We start from the raw sequence: 15,619 nt of genomic DNA on the forward strand, positions 1-15,619 counted from the left end.
GGTCAGTCGGCCCGGACGGTGGCGCCCAGGGTCAGGCGGTCGCCGTGGAGCTGCATGAGGATGGCCAGGAGGGCGTATCGGGTGGTGGGGTCGGTCTCGGTGGTCAGGTTGTGTTCCGCCAGGGCGATGCGGGTGCGCAGTTCAACGTCCCGGCGGGCGCTGGGGTCGCTGGCGGGCAGGGGTTCCGTGCGGTAGGTGCGGCGGGTGATGGGGGCGGTGACGTAGGCGAACAGGGCCTCCGAGATACCGGCCTCGGGGTGCTCGCTGGCGCGGCTGACGGCCATGAGCAGGGGCATGCTCGCCTCGGCGGGGATGGCGTTGGTGATGGTGACGCCGTCCATGACCAGGGGGGCGATGGTGTCGAACGCCTCGGCGGCGGTGTACAGGTGGCCGATGAACACCAGCAGCACGTCCTTGTGGGGGTGGCCGAAGGCGCGGGTGCGCAGGATCTCGGCGAGGTCGCGGGCGCGGGCGGCGCACTCGCGGTGGCTGCGGGCGGCGGTGGCGGCGGTGCGGCGGGCGGCGGTGGTGGTGATCATGGCGGCTGTTCCTTTCCTGGGGGGCTCCATTGCCCTCCCTCACATCACACATGTTTGCAACTCCGCCTTGCAATGTCAAGTTGCTTTTTAGGGTGGGAGTGTCGCGTGTTCCTGGCAGTCCAGAGGGGCGGCGGGTGGAGGCGGTTACAGCTCGGCGGGGTCCAGGGCGGCGACGCGGGCGGTGGCCGCCTCGTGGCGCCCGGCTGCGGCGAGCAGGGCGGTGAATCCGCCGGCGGCGTGCGCGGCGCGCAGCTCGGCGTTGACGGCGTCCTGGCGCTCCGGGGCCCAGTGGGCCACGCCGAGGGCGGTGACGAATGCCAGGGCGCCCGCGCCGGTGTCGGTGGCGGTGCCTGCGTCCAGGCGGGCCTGGAGGCGGTGGCGGTGGGTGCGGATCTTGTCCAGGCCGAGGCGGGCGGCGTCCCGCAGGGCTGCGCGGGCGGCGATGCGCTGGTGTAGGTCGGCGGCGCGGGCGGCGCGGGTGATCTCGTGGGTGGTGACGGCCAAGGCGCGGGCGGCGCAGCTCGTGCCGTAGTGGACGGGCTCCCCGAACTCGTTGCCGTCGGCGTCCAGTGGCACCAGGACGACGGTCTTGCGCAGGCCGCGGCGGGGGCAGTGCTCGCAGTTGGTGACGTCGGTGGTGGTGCCCTTGATGGTGTAGGCCGGTGCCATGGGGTGCGCCCTTTCGTGGTGTGGAGGTTCGGCCGGGCGAGCATGTCGCCCGGGGTGCTGCCGGTCCGGGTCAGGCCGCGTTCCACACGGGGCCGTGGTCCACACAGTGGGTGTCGAAGCAGTAGGTGAAGGGGCACGCCTGGTTGCGGCGGGGGGCGGGCTGTACGGGGTCCAGCGCGTGGTCCCGGCCGGAGGGCAGCTCTCCTACGGCGTAGCGGCGGGCGGTGACCACCAGGGAGATGGCCTGGGTGGTGACAGGGGAGGTGGTCTCACCGGCCGGGTAGAAGTCGCCGGTCTGGGGGTCGTACCACTCCGCGTGGATGGCGGTTGCCTTGTGGCCGAGGGGCAGGATCACGCCGAGCAGGGAGCCGCTGGAGTCGCGCAGCTCCCAGCCGTTGACGGGGTCGGTGCCGTCCATGTCGTCGCCCACCCACTTCCAGGAGGCCACCTGAGCGGGGGTCATGGCCACGAGCAGGACGGTGGCGGTGGTGAAGGCCATGGCGTCGCCGTTGCGGCCGGCGAAGTAGTCCAGGGTGCGGGCGGTGACGGTGTGAGCCATGGGGGTTGTCCTCTCGGGCGGTGGGGGTTCCGGTCGGGCTCTGCGCCCTCCCTTCGGTCTCGATATTGGCAACCTTGACTTGCAATGTCAAGTTGCATTCTGGTTCGCGCGTCGCCCCTTCCCCGGCCCGGTCCCGGGCGGCCGGGGTGGGCGCTTGGCCTGCGGCGATGGCTGCCAGCGCCTGGAGCTGGTATCCCATACCGCCCAGGCCTGCCAGGGGGGTTGAGGCGTGCGGCCAGACCGTCCGGGCGGCCGTGGTGTAGGCGGCGCCGCCGAGGGCGACCACCTCGCGCGCGCCGTCCAGGCCGAGGGCGTGGGCCTGCTCGGCGAGGCGGGCGGGGGTCACGCTGCCCGGCTGGCCCATGCGCAGGTCGTACGGCGCCAGCACCTGGTCCAGAGTCACCAGGCCGTACAGGGCGCTGAGGACCAGAACAGTGCCCCCCTGGGCGGTGAGGACATCCGCCGCGCGGCGGCACGCCTGGTGGTATCCGCCGCGGTACAGCTCCCCCGCCGGTGCCGGGCGGTCCAGCTTGGCTCCGCCGCAGGGGATGACCACCACGCGGGAGGGTGCTTCCTCGAGGGCCGCCGCGGCGGCGGTCTGCTCGGCGGCGTGGGCGAGGTGCTCGGCCAGGCTCCAGGTGCACCAGGCCGGGGCCTGGCGGGCGGGTCGGCCTGCAGCCCGGTCGGCCTTGAAGCGGCGGGCGTCTTCGCGGTGGTTGAGGTGGGATCCGGCGTCCACGCGCATGTGGTGCAGGGGGGTGCGGACGTCCTGGTGCCAGGCGTACGGGCGCCAGCGGACGCAGGTGGTGCCCACGCTCACGATGGTGCCGCCGTGGGGGTGGCGAGTGCGGGCGCCCGGGGTGAACCGGGGCAGGTACTCCACGTGCATGCCGGGCTCCACCACGCCGGGTCCGGCGACCAGGCCGGGGACGGCGCCCCACAGGTCGGCGTCGGCGCCCTCGGCGGGCTGCTGCGGGCCGTCGACGGCGACCAGGGCCTGCGCCTCCTCCTGCTGCTGCTCGTTGGCGTGCGCGGCGGCACGCTGGCGCAGCAGGGCCACGATCTCCGGGTCCAGGCGGTGGAGCTCCACCTCCTCGTCGGTGGGCGCCCATCCGGCGGGCACGTTGCGGCCGAGGCGGTAGGTGATGTCCCGGACGCGGGCCCATGCGTCCCAGCAACGGTCTTCCAGCGCCTCCGCGGCGTGCCGGGCGTCCAGTTCGGCCTAAAACCGCTCCCGCTCCACCTCGCGCTGGGCCTGCTCGGCACGGAACTTCTCGGCGCGGCGGGTCCACTCCTCGCCGTACTGGAGGGGCTTGAGGGGCAGGTGCTCTTGCTTGCGTCCGCGCTCGACGGGGGCGGGCTGGAAGTGGTCCCAGAGCTTGAGGGCGCGGCGGGCGTCGGGGGTGGCCAGGATCGGGCGGCGGCCGCTCTCGTCCGGGGCGCCGTGGACCAGGTATCCGGCGGTCTCCAGCGGGACGAGGCGGCCGGCGGCGATGGGGGTGCCTGCCAGGCCGGGGCGGGTGTGCAGGCGGGGGGTTCCGTCCGCGTCGCGCAGGAGGTGGCCGTCGACGGCGGCGCGGACGGTGGCGGCGTGCTTGGTGGACCAGCCGAGTTCCTTGGCGGCGTCCTGCCAGCGCCAGTCACGGCGCCAGTCCCTGGCGGGTGCGGCCGGGGTCTCGGGGGCTGCGTCCTCGGCGGCGGGGGCGGGCTCCTCGGCCTGCTGCACCGTGGCGGCCTGGCGGGCGGATTCGGGCAGTTCCCGCACGCGGGTGCCGGGGCCGTTGTTGATGTCGACGAACGGGAGGTCGCCCACGTACCGGACGGACACCCGGAAGGGGAACGGGCCGTTGGCGGTGCGCTCTTCGATCTCGTCCGCGTGCTCCGCCAGCAGGCGCTCCGCCGCCTTGCTGAACACGGTGACGTAGGTGAACAGGCGGTCGCCGTTGCGGTAGTGGCCGGCCACGGTGAAGTCGCCGGCGGCGCCCTGCTGGAGTCCCAGGCGGCGCAGCTCGCGGGCGATGGCCACGGTGGGGGTGGTGGGGATCGGATTCATGGCCATGGTGATGCTCCTTCGTTCGTCGTGCTCGGTAATGCACCCCCATGCAAGCAACTCGATTTTGCAATGTCAAGTTGCAATACGGGGTGGGCGGTGGACGGTGAGGCAGGTTCATCCCTGCGGGTCACCCGGGGTCTTCCGGCATGAAGGGCCGGGGCGGGCGCCTATCGGGTGCGCCCGTCCCGGCCCGGGTGGGTGGGTCAGTTGGCGGCCAGGGGTGTGGTGTCCAAGGCGATCAGCACGTCGGCCCGGTCCGCGTAGCGGATGCGGTAGTCCTCCAGCAGGGTGGGCAGGTCCACCAGGTCGAACACGGTGTCGCAGGCGATCAGCTCGCCGTTCTCGACGCGGCGGGCGGCGATGCCGTACAGGGCGGGTGCAGCCATGACAGGGGCTTCCTCTCGTGTGGGGTCGGGCGCATATCGGGTACGCCCGGCCGGGCGGTGCGGTGGGGGTGGGGGTCAGCTGTCCGTCTGGGCCTTGACGGCGCGCAGGCTGGCGAGTGCCAGTGCGGCGCCCGCTCCCTCGCGCCAGGCGGTGGCGGCCGGGGAGTCCCACCTGGTGGCGTACTCCTCCGGTACGGGCACGCCGCGCCAGGTGGCGGGTGCGGGGATGCCGGGCTCGTCCTCGTCCAGGGCGGCGGCCGCGATGTGCTCGGCGGCCTCCGGGGCGTCCACGCTTACGCCGTGCTCGACGCCGGGGCCGCGCAGGGCCCAGCAGCCGTGGCCGATGTAGGTCAGTTCCCAGCGGATGCCGCTGTGGTCCACGATGCGGGTCACGCGGGTGCCTGGCTTGACGGGTCCCAGGGTGATGCCGGCGGCGGTCAGCTCTTCCGTGAGGGCGGTCAGGTGCTCGGTGGGGGTGTGGCGCGGCAGGATCGACATGGGGTGTGCTCCGTTCCTCTGTGGGGCCGGGCACCGTAGGCGGCGCCCGGCCGGTTGGGGGTTGTGGTCAGGCGGTCAGGGCCAGTTCGACGTCCTCGGCGGTCTCCACGGCGGGGGCCGTGGTCACGGCGGCCTTGAACGTGTCCTTGCGGGCCTTGCGCGGGGGAACGCCCAGGCCGTGGTCCAGGTAGGCCACGGCGACCTGGTCGCCGTCGATGACGCTGCCGCCGGGCGTGCGGGTGATGGTCACCCGGCCGTACTCGCCTACGGGCAGGCGGCGCAGCCACTTCTTCTCGGCGTCGGCCTGCTTGGCCAGGCCCTTGGCGCGGGCGTCCAGGTCCTTGAAGCGCTCGGCGTGCTCCTCGACCTCCTTGACGGCGGGCAGCTCCTCCGTGGGCAGGGTCTTGTCCTGCTCCGGGGCGGCGGTGATGGCCGCCTCGCCCAGATGGTGGGCCAGTTCGCCCACGGCGCGGGCGGCCGTGGCGGCGGCGCGCAGGGCCAGGCGGGTGTGGCGGCGCGCGGCGGTGGCGGCAGCGCGGGCGGCCTGCCGGGCGTCGTGGCGGGCGACGCGGGCGGCCTGCTCCAGGTCGGCGGCCTTGGCCATGCGGGCGGCCAGGCGGCGGGTGGCGGCGGCCAGGCCCTTACCGGCGCGTTCGGCGGCGCGAACCAGCTTGCGAGTCTCGCCGACGTTGGCGCGGGCGGCCTTGGCGCGGGCGGTGGCGCGCTCGGCGGCCTTGGCCGTCCGGGTCGCCTCGCGGCGGATGGCGGTGAGGGCGGTCTCGGCCTCAAGGAGGCGGGTCATCTGCTGCGCGGCCTTGGCGGTGGTGTTCATTGCGCTGTCCCTCCGTTCCGTCCGGGCCCCTCGCCCGTCCTGACACCCACATGCTTGCAACTCGACATTGCAATGTCAAGTTGCATTACGGGGTAGGCGGGTCGGTTCACCCGTGCGTCGTACGTCCTGCTGTGAGCGGCCGGGCGCCCCGGCCCCCAGGTGGGGCCGGGCGTCCGTGGCGGGGCTGGCCGGTCAGGCGGTGAGCTCGTCGGCCGGGGCCGGGGTGCTTGCGGCGCGGGCGGCGGTGCGGTTGTCGATGACCCGCTTCACCTCGGCGCGGCGACGCAGGAGCCGGGTTGCGGCCAGGAGGGCGGCCATGTCCACGGTGCCGGTCTCGGCGGGAGCGTCCTCCGGGATCGGGGTGCCGGTGAAGTCGACCCGGACGGGGGCGGCCTCGCCGCGGACCCACACGCGCTCCCCCTGGGCGTCCCGGGCCACGATCACGGCCACCTTGTTGACCGTGAACCGCTCCTGTGCCGCGTTCCAGCGGGGCATCCGGCGCATGGCGTTGACGGTGTCCAGGACGGCGGGGGCGTCCAGGGTCAGGGTCCGGTCCTCGCTGTCCTGGCCGTTGATGTGCAGGGCCTCCAGGGCGGCGGTGTAAGCGGTCACCTGGACCTGTCCGGCCGGTGCGGGCTCGGCGTCCGCCTCCGGGGCGTCCTCGACCTCGGGGACCTCGGCCGGCTCGGCGGCGTCCACCTCCGGCGCCTCCTCGGGCGCCTCCTCGGCGGGGGCCTGCTCGGCGACATCGACGGCCGGGACCGGGACGCCGTCCACCATCCAGACCCTGCTGGCCATGCCGCCGTTGAACTCCACGGTGCGCCCCAGGATGTCCTCCAGGTAGCGGTTGAAGCCGCGGTTCTCGGACCACTGGCGGGTGAAGGTGTACGGCTGGCCCTTGATCTGCTTCGAGGTGCCCCAGGAGGTAAAGATCAGCTTGCCGCGCGCCTCGTGCACGTCGCCGTAGAGGAGGAACGCGCCGTTGTCGCCTGCACCCTTGAGGGTGCGCCACACCGGGGCGGCCTCCACGGTCGGGGCAGTCTCGGCGGCCGGGGCGGTCTCGGCGGGGACCTGCTCGGCCGGGACGGCGGGCGCCCCCTCGGCGACCGGGGCCTCGGTGGCCGGGACTGTCCGCAGGGCGGCGATCTTGGTGCATTTGGCGCACGCCTTGCCCTTCCCTGCCTCCTCGGCGGTCAGGACGCCGGTGGCGGTGCTGCCGCACAGGGTCACCATCTCGCCGGTGGGGACCTGGTGGACGGTGCGGCCCTTGCCGACCTGGGCGGCGGCGGTGGTGGCGGTCATGGCGTGCCCTTCCGTTGCGGCCGGGCCCATTGCCCGTCCTGACACTCAGATACTTGCAATCTTGCATTGCAATGTCAAGTTGCATTAAGTCGGTGGTGGCGTCCCGCGCCGCCGCCCGGACACTGACCGTCGGCCAGGGCGCGGAACTCACTGCCAGGGAAGTGGAGCAACCGGTGCAGGGGAGTGCGGCATGGGGGGCTTCAGGGTGGGGGTCCTGGTGAGGCACGCGTCGACCGCGCGGGCAGACTGCGCCCCGGGTCACGTTGCGGCCAACCATCCGGGGCACAGCCAACCGATCTTCGGACCCTCACGACGGCTGGATCAGCCCGAGCCGCGAGCATGGCCACCTTCCGGGCCTGGACGGCAGCAACGCGAGTGCGAGCCGGAATGAGGCCAGCAGGCGCAGGTGTGACCAAAGCGACGATTCCGCATGGTTCTGTTTTCAACAGAACCAAGTACGGTTTACCTATTACTCAGCGATGATGATCTAGAGCAGCATGTCGCTACGTGAAGTACGTTCCAGCCGCAGCCTGCGGCACAGCCGAGGCGGCCACCGAGTCGCGCGGCACACGCATCCAAATCCCGAAAGAACCAGAGGCCTGGCATGTCGAAAAGCAATTTCGTATCAAGGAAGCTGAAGAAGAAATCCTCCCTGTGCGCGGCAGCACTCGCAGCCACACTCTCCATCCTGACCATTTCGTCAGCCACTCAGGCAAGTGCCACCGGCTGGAGTCCCGAAATTTCGGGCGGCCAGCAGGTAACTGGCGCGGCTGGATTTGCCCAGGCGCACGACAACAGCAATAACATTGCCGATGTGTGGAACGACACACAGGGACATATTCATGTCGCCTTCAACAACGGCACGAACCAGACATGGCCGACCGCCGTCACGCACGACGCCCCGGCTGTGGTTCACACTGAATGGGGGTGGCGAGCATTTCACACCGGCACCGACAACCACATCTACTATGCGGGATTCGAGGTCGGCAGTAACAACTCGCTGACCCTTGGGTCCTGGCAGCAGGTTCCCGGCAACGTCACAACCACTTCCAGCCCGACTGTGACACCACTACCGGGCGCCAACCTGGAGCAGTGGGAGCTCGCATACACGGGTTTGGACAACCATGTGTACGCCCAGTACCACCAGCGAACCAGCCAATCGACCGGACAGGGTACTTTCGCCACCCCGCAAGCCGTCACTCAGGCCGTATCGAATTACGCTCCCGCTCTCGCCACGGACACGGCCCATGGGTCCCTTACCGTAGCCTGGACCGGCACTAACGGCTCCCTTTACGCCTCGCAGCAGCGCATCGGGACTTCCACCTGGTCATCCGCGCTTACAATGTCCACCCCATCGAGGCCGATCCTCAGTCAGCCGACAGCCGCATTTACGCAGGACGGCCAACCTTGGTTCGGCATGAATATATCCGACATAACCTTTCCCGATCAAAGCAATCCCCCAGTGACCTATTACGCGGGTCCGGCACAGATTGACGGTGCCGGAACCCTTATTGGGCATACGCACGTAGCCGTTGAGGAATTGGCCGGACTGACGTCCAACCCAGTTCTCGACCCGCGCAATTTCGATGTCTACGGAATCGGCGGGACGGAAAACGGCTCCGTGGTCTGGAAAAAGTTCAACTAAATACGAAAGAGCCAATGACTCTGGCTATCTTTCGCTCCGCAGCGGTGTTCGCTGCCGTCGCCCTAGCCGACGACGTACCGGGTGGACACCCAGCGGTAGCGGGCGCTGGCTCCGTGGCCGGTGCGGAACGTCCAGGCGATGCGTTCGCCGACCGGCTGGAAGCCGTGGGCGGTGATGTGGGCGGCGACCGTCAGGGTGCAGGCGGCGACTTCGGCCCTCAGCTCCTGGCGGTACACCTGGCCTTCCTGGGCGGCGGGCTCAGCGTCCCCGGCCGGGGTGGCTGGCTGCTCGGCGACCAGGGCGTCCACGGCTCGCTGGCACGGGCCGCAGGGCTGGCGGCCGGCGGCCTCCCGTTCGGTCAGCTCCCGGGACACCCGGCGGCGGCAGCCGATGGTGTCGGCCTGGAACTCGTCCTTGCGGACGTAGTGCACCGCCTTGCCGTTGCCGACCTGGGCGGGGGCGGTGGGGATGCTCGCCATGGGGTCCTCCTGGTGTCACGGTCGGGCCGCTCACCCATCCTGGCGCAACACGAGATTGCAATATTGACTTACAATGTCAAGTTGCCTTACATGCTGCAGTGCTGCGCTTCCAGATTGCAACCCGGTATGGCATAGTGCTGAGCATGCCGACCTACGACCCCACCGCAGAGGCTCGCGCCGTTCGCGAGCTCAAGCGTCAGCGCGCCAAGCTGAACGCTGACAAAGACGCCGTCACCGCCGCCCGGGACGCCCTGCATGAGGCGATCGTGCGCCACCTGACCGAGCGTCATGCTGCGCCCGGCGCGGTCGCCGACCACACGCCTTACGACCGCAACCATGTCGGCGTGCTCGCGCGGAACGCCGGCGTCAAGCCGTTGCGCGCCAAGGGTCAGCCGGCGGAGGTCCCGGTGTACGACGACGAGGTGGCGGCCACCACCCTGGCGGAGCTGGACCAGCTCACCGCCGAGTTCACCAAGGCGGGGGAGCGCGAGAAGAAGACGCACGCCGCGCTCCAGGCCGCCGCCACCCAGCACTATGTGGACGGCCACGCCAGCGCCCAGACGATCGCGGACGCCTCCGAGTTCGACCGCAACACCGTCATGCGGTGGGGCCGGGAGTCCAGGAAGGCAGCCGCGGCCGGTTGACGACCCGCGCCGTAGGCGGCAGAAAGGGCCCGCGCCCCGGAGGGGGAGACGCGGGCCCTTCACTATGAGCCCGGGGCGGGCGGGTTCAGCGCACCAACACCCAGGCGATGAGCCCGGCAAACAGGACCGCCGTGGCGGCGACCTGGCCGAGCGGGACGTCCACCAGCCGGGCGACCGGCACGAGGATGACCCGCTCGCCGTCCGGCTGAAGGCCGGCGTGCTCCAGCAGCCGGTGGCGCTGGGTCTCCCGCCACAGCATGCCGTCCGTGAAGCACAGGCCCGACGTGCCTCCGCAGTCGTCGCACCGGTACCGCCTGACCACCCCTGCCGCCCTCCTCCGTAGTCGTCTGGCCACCCATGGTGACCGATCACGGGCACTGGGGGAAGCGTCTTGCCGGACGAGGGCGGTCGGGGCTCGCTCAGTTCGACGCGCCGGCCATGGGGCCGAACAGGCGCACGAGGTCGTCACGGTGGACGCCGGAGCGCCCCGCCCCCTCGCGCGTGCGCATGCTGCGCCGCACCGGGATGCCCTCCGCGCCCAGCCGCTCCCGCAGGGTCTCCCGGTCGGCGATGTCGAGGTGGGCGACCTTGGGCAGCAGCGTGCCCAGGTGGACACCCCGGTCGCCGCCCACGGCGGCCACGACAGCGGCGAGCAGCTCGCTACGGGCGGGTAGGACGAGCTCCGGGCCCCTGGCCCTGGTCCGCTCCTCGACCCACGTACGGACGGGCGCGGCGTACCGGAACCACTCGGTGTCATCCAGCCGGTAGGGCGCGAAGTACACATGCAGCGCGCGCTCCAGGTCCCGGCCGCCCTGGAGCGTCAGCACGACGTTGCCCGGGCGGAGGGAGAGCGACGCGAGGCGCTCGCGCAGGTTGGTGGTGTACCCGATCTTGACCCGGTGGCCGTGCTCGATGACGTACACGCGGAGGGCGTGGGGCCCGGACAGGTTCACCGGCACGGTCCGGGCGCGCTCGACCAGCCGCGCCTGGCGCTCGTCGAGGTGGCCCAGGGTGGCACCGTCCAGCGTTCCAACCGCGCGCCGCAGGACGTCCGGGACGATGCCCAGGGCGACCTCCAGCCGGTGGGGCGTGCACAGGGGCACCGGCCTGGTGGCGGTCGCGACCTCCGTGCAGGGGCCGCCGTCGTCCATACCGAGGCATCGGGCAGTAGGGTCAGCCATTGTCGACTCCATCCAGTCGGCGCTGGGCCCCGGCTGGTGGTAGCACACCGTAACCGGGGCCCGTCTGTCTGTGGGCGGCTCGCGACCCTACCTCTGATTGCCCCGGTGGTAGACGATGTCCGTTCCGTGGGGGTTATCCGGCCGCGGCTCGAAGTGGTAGCCCTTCCCCTCAGGCCAATAGCTGTCGTCTACACCCAACCTCTTCTGAGGGCCGCTCTCGGCGTTGTTGGCGTTGGCGTTGGCGCCCTCACCTGCGACAACACCGTCCCCATGGGAGGGGTCAGGAGAGGGGGGCGGCGGCGGGAAATCCTGGAGGTGGACGCCGGGCCCGTTCCCGGCCACCGTGCGCACCCCCGAGCGCACCCGGATACTGGCCTCGTCCAGCACCTCCCGGACGGCCCGGGTATCGGCCAATCCCAGGTGCTGACGGAGGGTGGTGAGCAGCACCCCCCGGCCCTCCCCGACGAGCCCGTGGAGGGCCCCGGAAATGACCTCCCGGGAGGGCGGCGCCGGGGGCTCTGCAGGGGCCTCCTCGGCGGCCTCGGCGCGGAAGTCCCCGGCGTCCTCGGCGGGGGCCTGCTCGGCGGCCCGGGCGGGGGGCGGGCCGGGCTTCCTGGCGACGCCCTTGGGGGCCGTGGCGGTGGGGTGCTTCGGCGCCTGCTCGGCGCGCTGCTTGTGGAGGACGCCCAGGGCGGCGCAGCACCACACCGTGGCGATGCCCACCGGGCCCCAGACGGGCCAGGCCAGGAAGGTGCGTACGACGCAGTATCCGGCGATGCCGACCGCTCCGAGGCGGGCGGGCACTTTCATGTCCTTGGGGCCGTACTCCCCCGACAGCCAGGCGACGAGGTGGCCCACCAGGATGCGGGTCCCTGCCAGGTAGTCCGCGGCCATCCGCCACGCCCGGCGCCGGCCCACGAGTTCACCCGCCGCCTCCTGCTTCTTTCTCTCCGCGCGGCGGGCGGCCTTGCGTTCGGGTGCGCGCTGGCGCCAGCGGCGGGCGCCCGTGGCACCGGCGTTGATGACGTCCGGGATCCACGAGACGTCCGCGTAGGGGCGTAGGTCGGGAATGGACAGGGCCCGCCGGGTGGCGGGCACCTCGTCGTCCAGGTCGGCCTGGCCGTCGGTGTCCTCCTCCCCCGGCTCGACGTCACCGGGCAGCTCCGCCGGCGCCTCGACGGCGGAAAGGGCCGCGGCGGTGGGGCACTGCTCCCCCGCCACGGCGGGCGGCGGGGTGGGGTCCTCGGGGTCGGGAACCAGGTGCAGGGCGGTGGTCATCGCCGTCACGCCCAGTGCATGGCGACGACCTCGATACGGCCGGCCAGGTACTCGAAGGGGCCGCCCGCTCCGGCGGCCACGCAGAAGAACGCCACGCCGACCAGTGCGACCTTGCGCAGGGTCAGCTTCACGAAGCAGGCGACGGCAATGAGGATGACGGCCATGCCGGCGGCGGTGATCCCGGGCGCGGCGTCGCTGATCATGGACAGGCCGCCGTTGATCAGGTCGGTGAACCAGGACCAGGGCTGTCCCGCTGCCTTGAAGGCGCATCCGGCGACCATGGCGAGGAACAGCGTCCAGCCCCAGGAGAGGGTGCCGGCCTTGCCGCCGCCCTTGGTGCCGAACCACAGCACGACGACCAGGAGGGTGGCGACGCCTCCGATTCCGAGATGGATCTTGTCCACAGGTTGCTTCCGTTCAGGTGATGTCTGCGAGGGGGGTGCCGTTCCACAGCGCGCCGATGACCAGTGAGGTGCTGATGGCGCGCGCGATCCAGGCCAGTGGGGGGAACAGGTTGCGGACGCGGTAGTCCACGATCAGGACCAGGACGAGGGCGCCCAGGTTGATGTCCGCTTCCAGGTCGCCCAGGCCCTGCTGGGTGACGAATGCGGCGCCTCGCGTCCCCAGGGAAAAGGCTCCGATGTAGATGCCGCCGGCCAGGCCGGTGCCGTGGTAGAGCAGCCACTTGTGCTCGGGCTTGACGTCCTGGCGCCACCAGGTGATGAGGTTCTGGCGCTTCGCAGGGAGGCCGGGCGGACGGCCGAGGGCGGGTCGGGACCAGCGCCGCTCCGGTGGGGTGGCCTCCTCCCCCGTGCCGTTGCCGTCGCCCTGGTCGCCGCCGTCGTCCTTGGCGGGCTGGCCGGTCTTGGATACTCGGCGGCGGGCGGGCCGGGGGCCGCGTCCCGTGGCCTTGGGTTCCGGCTCGGGCTCGGGCTCCTGGTCGTCCTCGACGTCGTCCGGCTCGGGCTCCTCGCCCAGGATCGGCTTACGGCTGTCCCACCACGGCGGCAGCCGGTCGTTGGCCGCGCGGGCCGGGGCCGTCTGGGCGGCGCCCTCCGGCTCCTGCTCCTCTGGATCGGCCTGTCCTGACTCGTCGTTGTCGGGCCGGTCACGGAGCACACGCCACCACTCCGAAAGCGTCCGCCCGGCCTGCTCGTCGGTGGCCGGCTGTTCGGGGATGACGGGCGGGTGCTCGGGCATGGGCGGCGGCGAGGAGGCCGGGCCGCCCGGACCGACGCCGCGGCGGTGGAGCTCCTCCCGGATGCGGTCCTCCGCCTGCTGCTCGGTCTCGGGTCCTCCGCCCTGGATCACATGCAGGGTGCGCTCGTCGGGTCCGGCGGTCATCCCAGCACCCCCGTGATCCAGTCCCCGGAGTGGGAGGTCACCAGCAGGTATCCGGCGCCCACGGCTACCGAGCACAGGGCATAGGCGGTCAGCGCCCGGTAGAGGTTGCGGTAGCGCCGGGGGTTCACAAGGACGAGGGGCAGGAGGAGGGCGACGACCAGCACGTCCCAGCGGTCAAGGAGCATGGGTTACCTCGTGGTCTTGGGCGGCAGCAGCCGCCGGGCGGTGTCGGCCAGACGGCTGGCCGGGATGGTGGTCAGCTGCTTGCGGTCCAGGGCGCGCAGCAGCTCCGGTACGTCCTCGGCCGGGACCAGGCGGATGCCGCGGAAGTGCAGGATCGTGCCGCGGAGCATCGGGCCGACCATGGCGGCGACCGGGACGACCGGCACGGACAGCAGGGAAGCGACGGTGCGCGTCTCGTAGTTCAGGCCGCGCATGCGCGCGGATACGTCCCTGTTGCCGTGCAGCAGCCGGTTGTTGCGTACGGACATGCGGAAACGGCGGTCCCACTTCTTCGGGTCCACGATGACGACCAGGCCGCGCGGGCTGATGCCCACCAGGTCCACCTGCGCCTCGCCACGGGGCAGGGCGCAGTCCGCGAGGAACACCCACCCCTCCTGGGTCAGGGGCTCCAGGAGCTCCGCGACGTAGCGCTCCCCCTTGGCGCCCTCCGTGAAGTTGCGGGCGCGGGTCTCGGCTCGGGTGGAGATGCCGGCGGCGGTGGCCAGGCGGACCAGCGGGGTGCGCAGTTCTCGGGCGTGGGCGTCGGCCGAGGCGCCCGCGCCCTTGATCGGCGCGCCGCCTCGGCGGCGGTCGGTCGGGCCGCTGCTGCCCGGGCCGCGGGTGCGTAGCCACCAGTAGGCGGCACCCGCTGCGAGCAGCAGCAGGACGGCATAGTGCAGGGCCGCCGACCACGAGGGCGCATTCACGGGGCGCTCCGGGTCTTCTTGACCTGGCTCGCGGGCCGGTTCTCCTGGCGGCGGCGGGTGCGGGTGACGGTGTCCGCGAACTTGAGCGGGTCGCCGCCGTCGCCGTGGACGGCCTTGACGCGCTCGATCAGGTCGGCGTCGCTGATCGTCGGGTCCTGGGCCAGGACGTCGCGGACGGTCTGGGCCTTGGATGCCAGGCCCACGGGTCGCAGGCCAGGAGCGCCCTGCCCGCCGCTGGTGGGTGCGGCCTGCCCTCCGCTGCTGCCGGACGCACCGGTGGCCGCCGGGGTGACCGGCGGCGCGGGCGGCACGGGAGCGGCAGGCGGCGGCACAGGAGCCGAGGGCGGAGGCGTGGGCGCGACGGGTGGAGGCGTCGGCGCGCCCGGCGTGGGACCGGACGGGTCCGGCCCCTGTCCGGGCACAGTCGCGGGAACCTGCACGGACAGCGGGACGGACACGGACGCGGCCTGTCCGGACGTGTCCGCGGCCGGGAGATGCTGCGCCTGGCTGGCGGCCTGGGCCAGGATCGCCTCGGCGGCCTGGAACTCCGGGGTACCGGCGGCGCGCATCGCGGCGGCGCGCCGGTTGAGGCGGGCCAGGCGGGTGCCGAGGAGGAACCGGCCGGCCATCTGCTGCTCTTCCTCGGCGACCCAGTGGGCGACGCCGGGGTCCAGCTTCACGCGGTCCAGGCCCATGATCAGCCACCACAGGCCCTTTGCCGCCAGGTCCAGAGAGGATCCGACGACGCCGGCGGGCAGCTGCTGCATCTCGTGGCCGTACGTGATGACGGCGCCCATGCCGATCAGCAGCATGACCCACCCGGCGACACGGGCCCGGTTGGCGCGGGCGGCGTCCACTCGCTCGATCTGCTCGATACCCAGGCACGCCAGCCAACTGGCCGTGAAGATCAGCCCGGTGGAGTAGGCGACGGCAGGGTGCAGCAGCCGGGACAGCAGGCCGCCGACGCTCGCCGTGGTCCCAGCCGCGGCCAGGAGGGTCACGGCGACTGCAACGCCGGTGACACCGCGCCGAATGATCTCGTCCCAGTCGCGGGGTGGCAGTGCCACCTCCACGTTGCAGCGCACCATGCGCGTGGACGGCCGTCCGTCGATGACGGTCGTCTCCGGGCGCTCCACGGTGACCGTCTTGTACCGCACGCCCGGCTGCCGGTGCTGCTGCAGCGTCTCGGGTGTCTCGGTCATGGCTGTGCCCTTCGGGCTCGTGGGTCATCAAGAAGGGGGCCCGGGCCGCCGTGGCGTAGGGGTTGGAGGCGGCCCGGGC

At 72.2% G+C, this 15,619-nt stretch carries 19 protein-coding genes and 1 pseudogene; 2 read left to right on the top strand and 18 right to left on the bottom strand.

Annotation, left to right across the window (positions count from 1 at the left end; all coding sequences use genetic code 11):
* Positions 1 to 2: 2 nt before the first annotated feature.
* From ACFY3I_RS29335 to ACFY3I_RS29375, 9 genes and pseudogenes are all read right to left on the bottom strand, one after another.
* Complete coding sequence (locus ACFY3I_RS29335) at positions 3 to 539, bottom strand: hypothetical protein (RefSeq protein WP_390864025.1); 537 nt, start codon at positions 537 to 539, stop codon at positions 3 to 5.
* Positions 540 to 683: 144 nt separating this feature from the next.
* Positions 684 to 1,208: a hypothetical protein gene (locus tag ACFY3I_RS29340; RefSeq protein WP_390864027.1), complete on the bottom strand. Its 525-nt coding sequence runs from the start codon at positions 1,206 to 1,208 to the stop codon at positions 684 to 686.
* Between the two features lie 70 nt (positions 1,209 to 1,278).
* Positions 1,279 to 1,767, bottom strand: a complete 489-nt coding sequence (locus ACFY3I_RS29345) for a hypothetical protein (protein ID WP_390864402.1) — start codon at positions 1,765 to 1,767, stop codon at positions 1,279 to 1,281.
* Positions 1,768 to 1,951: 184 nt separating this feature from the next.
* Positions 1,952 to 2,656 (bottom strand): annotated as a pseudogene (locus ACFY3I_RS29350) (DUF6884 domain-containing protein); the annotation flags it as partial.
* Between the two features lie 333 nt (positions 2,657 to 2,989).
* Positions 2,990 to 3,826 carry a hypothetical protein gene (locus ACFY3I_RS29355; RefSeq protein WP_390864029.1) on the bottom strand — a complete coding sequence of 279 codons (837 nt, stop codon included), beginning with the start codon at positions 3,824 to 3,826 and terminating at the stop codon, positions 2,990 to 2,992.
* 197 nt (positions 3,827 to 4,023) lie between these two features.
* Complete coding sequence (locus ACFY3I_RS29360; RefSeq protein WP_390864031.1) at positions 4,024 to 4,206, bottom strand: hypothetical protein; 183 nt, start codon at positions 4,204 to 4,206, stop codon at positions 4,024 to 4,026.
* Between the two features lie 75 nt (positions 4,207 to 4,281).
* Positions 4,282 to 4,704: a hypothetical protein gene (locus tag ACFY3I_RS29365; protein WP_390864032.1), complete on the bottom strand. Its 423-nt coding sequence runs from the start codon at positions 4,702 to 4,704 to the stop codon at positions 4,282 to 4,284.
* 67 nt (positions 4,705 to 4,771) lie between these two features.
* On the bottom strand, positions 4,772 to 5,536 hold the full coding sequence (locus ACFY3I_RS29370) for a hypothetical protein (RefSeq protein ID WP_390864034.1): 765 nt from the start codon (positions 5,534 to 5,536) through the stop codon (positions 4,772 to 4,774).
* A 192-nt stretch (positions 5,537 to 5,728) separates the two neighbouring features.
* A complete protein-coding gene (locus tag ACFY3I_RS29375) occupies positions 5,729 to 6,838 on the bottom strand; it encodes a hypothetical protein (protein ID WP_390864036.1) in 1,110 nt (369 codons plus the stop codon).
* Positions 6,839 to 7,442: 604 nt separating this feature from the next.
* On the opposite strand from ACFY3I_RS29375, the gene ACFY3I_RS29380 reads away from it, so the two are divergent.
* Positions 7,443 to 8,483, top strand: coding sequence for a hypothetical protein (locus tag ACFY3I_RS29380; RefSeq protein WP_390864038.1), 1,041 nt, complete (start codon positions 7,443 to 7,445; stop codon positions 8,481 to 8,483).
* Between the two features lie 62 nt (positions 8,484 to 8,545).
* Here ACFY3I_RS29380 and ACFY3I_RS29385 read toward each other — a convergent pair whose 3' ends face one another.
* The gene (locus ACFY3I_RS29385; RefSeq protein WP_390864040.1) at positions 8,546 to 8,962 is read right to left on the bottom strand and encodes a hypothetical protein; all 417 of its coding nucleotides are present in this window, start codon (positions 8,960 to 8,962) and stop codon (positions 8,546 to 8,548) included.
* 143 nt (positions 8,963 to 9,105) lie between these two features.
* Here ACFY3I_RS29385 and ACFY3I_RS29390 point away from each other — a divergent pair, with 143 nt between their 5' ends.
* Complete coding sequence (locus tag ACFY3I_RS29390; protein ID WP_390864041.1) at positions 9,106 to 9,606, top strand: hypothetical protein; 501 nt, start codon at positions 9,106 to 9,108, stop codon at positions 9,604 to 9,606.
* Between the two features lie 85 nt (positions 9,607 to 9,691).
* On the opposite strand, the gene ACFY3I_RS29395 is transcribed toward ACFY3I_RS29390, so the two are convergent.
* From ACFY3I_RS29395 to ACFY3I_RS29430, 8 genes are all read right to left on the bottom strand, one after another.
* Complete coding sequence (locus ACFY3I_RS29395) at positions 9,692 to 9,928, bottom strand: hypothetical protein (protein WP_390864043.1); 237 nt, start codon at positions 9,926 to 9,928, stop codon at positions 9,692 to 9,694.
* A gap of 97 nt (positions 9,929 to 10,025) precedes the next feature.
* Positions 10,026 to 10,787 (bottom strand): GIY-YIG nuclease family protein, encoded by a 762-nt coding sequence (locus ACFY3I_RS29400; RefSeq protein ID WP_390864044.1) that lies wholly within the window; start codon positions 10,785 to 10,787, stop codon positions 10,026 to 10,028.
* 87 nt (positions 10,788 to 10,874) lie between these two features.
* Positions 10,875 to 12,074: a hypothetical protein gene (locus ACFY3I_RS29405; RefSeq protein ID WP_390864046.1), complete on the bottom strand. Its 1,200-nt coding sequence runs from the start codon at positions 12,072 to 12,074 to the stop codon at positions 10,875 to 10,877.
* On the bottom strand, positions 12,071 to 12,469 hold the full coding sequence (locus ACFY3I_RS29410; protein WP_390864048.1) for a hypothetical protein: 399 nt from the start codon (positions 12,467 to 12,469) through the stop codon (positions 12,071 to 12,073). The genes ACFY3I_RS29405 and ACFY3I_RS29410 overlap by 4 nt, the downstream gene beginning before the upstream one ends.
* 13 nt (positions 12,470 to 12,482) lie before the next feature.
* Positions 12,483 to 13,409: a hypothetical protein gene (locus ACFY3I_RS29415; protein ID WP_390864050.1), complete on the bottom strand. Its 927-nt coding sequence runs from the start codon at positions 13,407 to 13,409 to the stop codon at positions 12,483 to 12,485.
* On the bottom strand, positions 13,406 to 13,594 hold the full coding sequence (locus ACFY3I_RS29420; RefSeq protein WP_390864052.1) for a hypothetical protein: 189 nt from the start codon (positions 13,592 to 13,594) through the stop codon (positions 13,406 to 13,408). Before ACFY3I_RS29420 ends, ACFY3I_RS29415 begins: the two co-directional genes overlap by 4 nt.
* A gap of 3 nt (positions 13,595 to 13,597) precedes the next feature.
* Positions 13,598 to 14,338 carry a nuclease-related domain-containing protein gene (locus tag ACFY3I_RS29425; RefSeq protein ID WP_390864054.1) on the bottom strand — a complete coding sequence of 247 codons (741 nt, stop codon included), beginning with the start codon at positions 14,336 to 14,338 and terminating at the stop codon, positions 13,598 to 13,600.
* Positions 14,335 to 15,540 carry a hypothetical protein gene (locus ACFY3I_RS29430; protein ID WP_390864056.1) on the bottom strand — a complete coding sequence of 402 codons (1,206 nt, stop codon included), beginning with the start codon at positions 15,538 to 15,540 and terminating at the stop codon, positions 14,335 to 14,337. Before ACFY3I_RS29430 ends, ACFY3I_RS29425 begins: the two co-directional genes overlap by 4 nt.
* Between the last annotated feature and the right edge of the window lie 79 nt (positions 15,541 to 15,619).

It is taken from the genome of Streptomyces sp. NPDC001068 (assembly GCF_042897315.1).
In the GTDB taxonomy this organism is placed as follows: domain Bacteria; phylum Actinomycetota; class Actinomycetes; order Streptomycetales; family Streptomycetaceae; genus Streptomyces.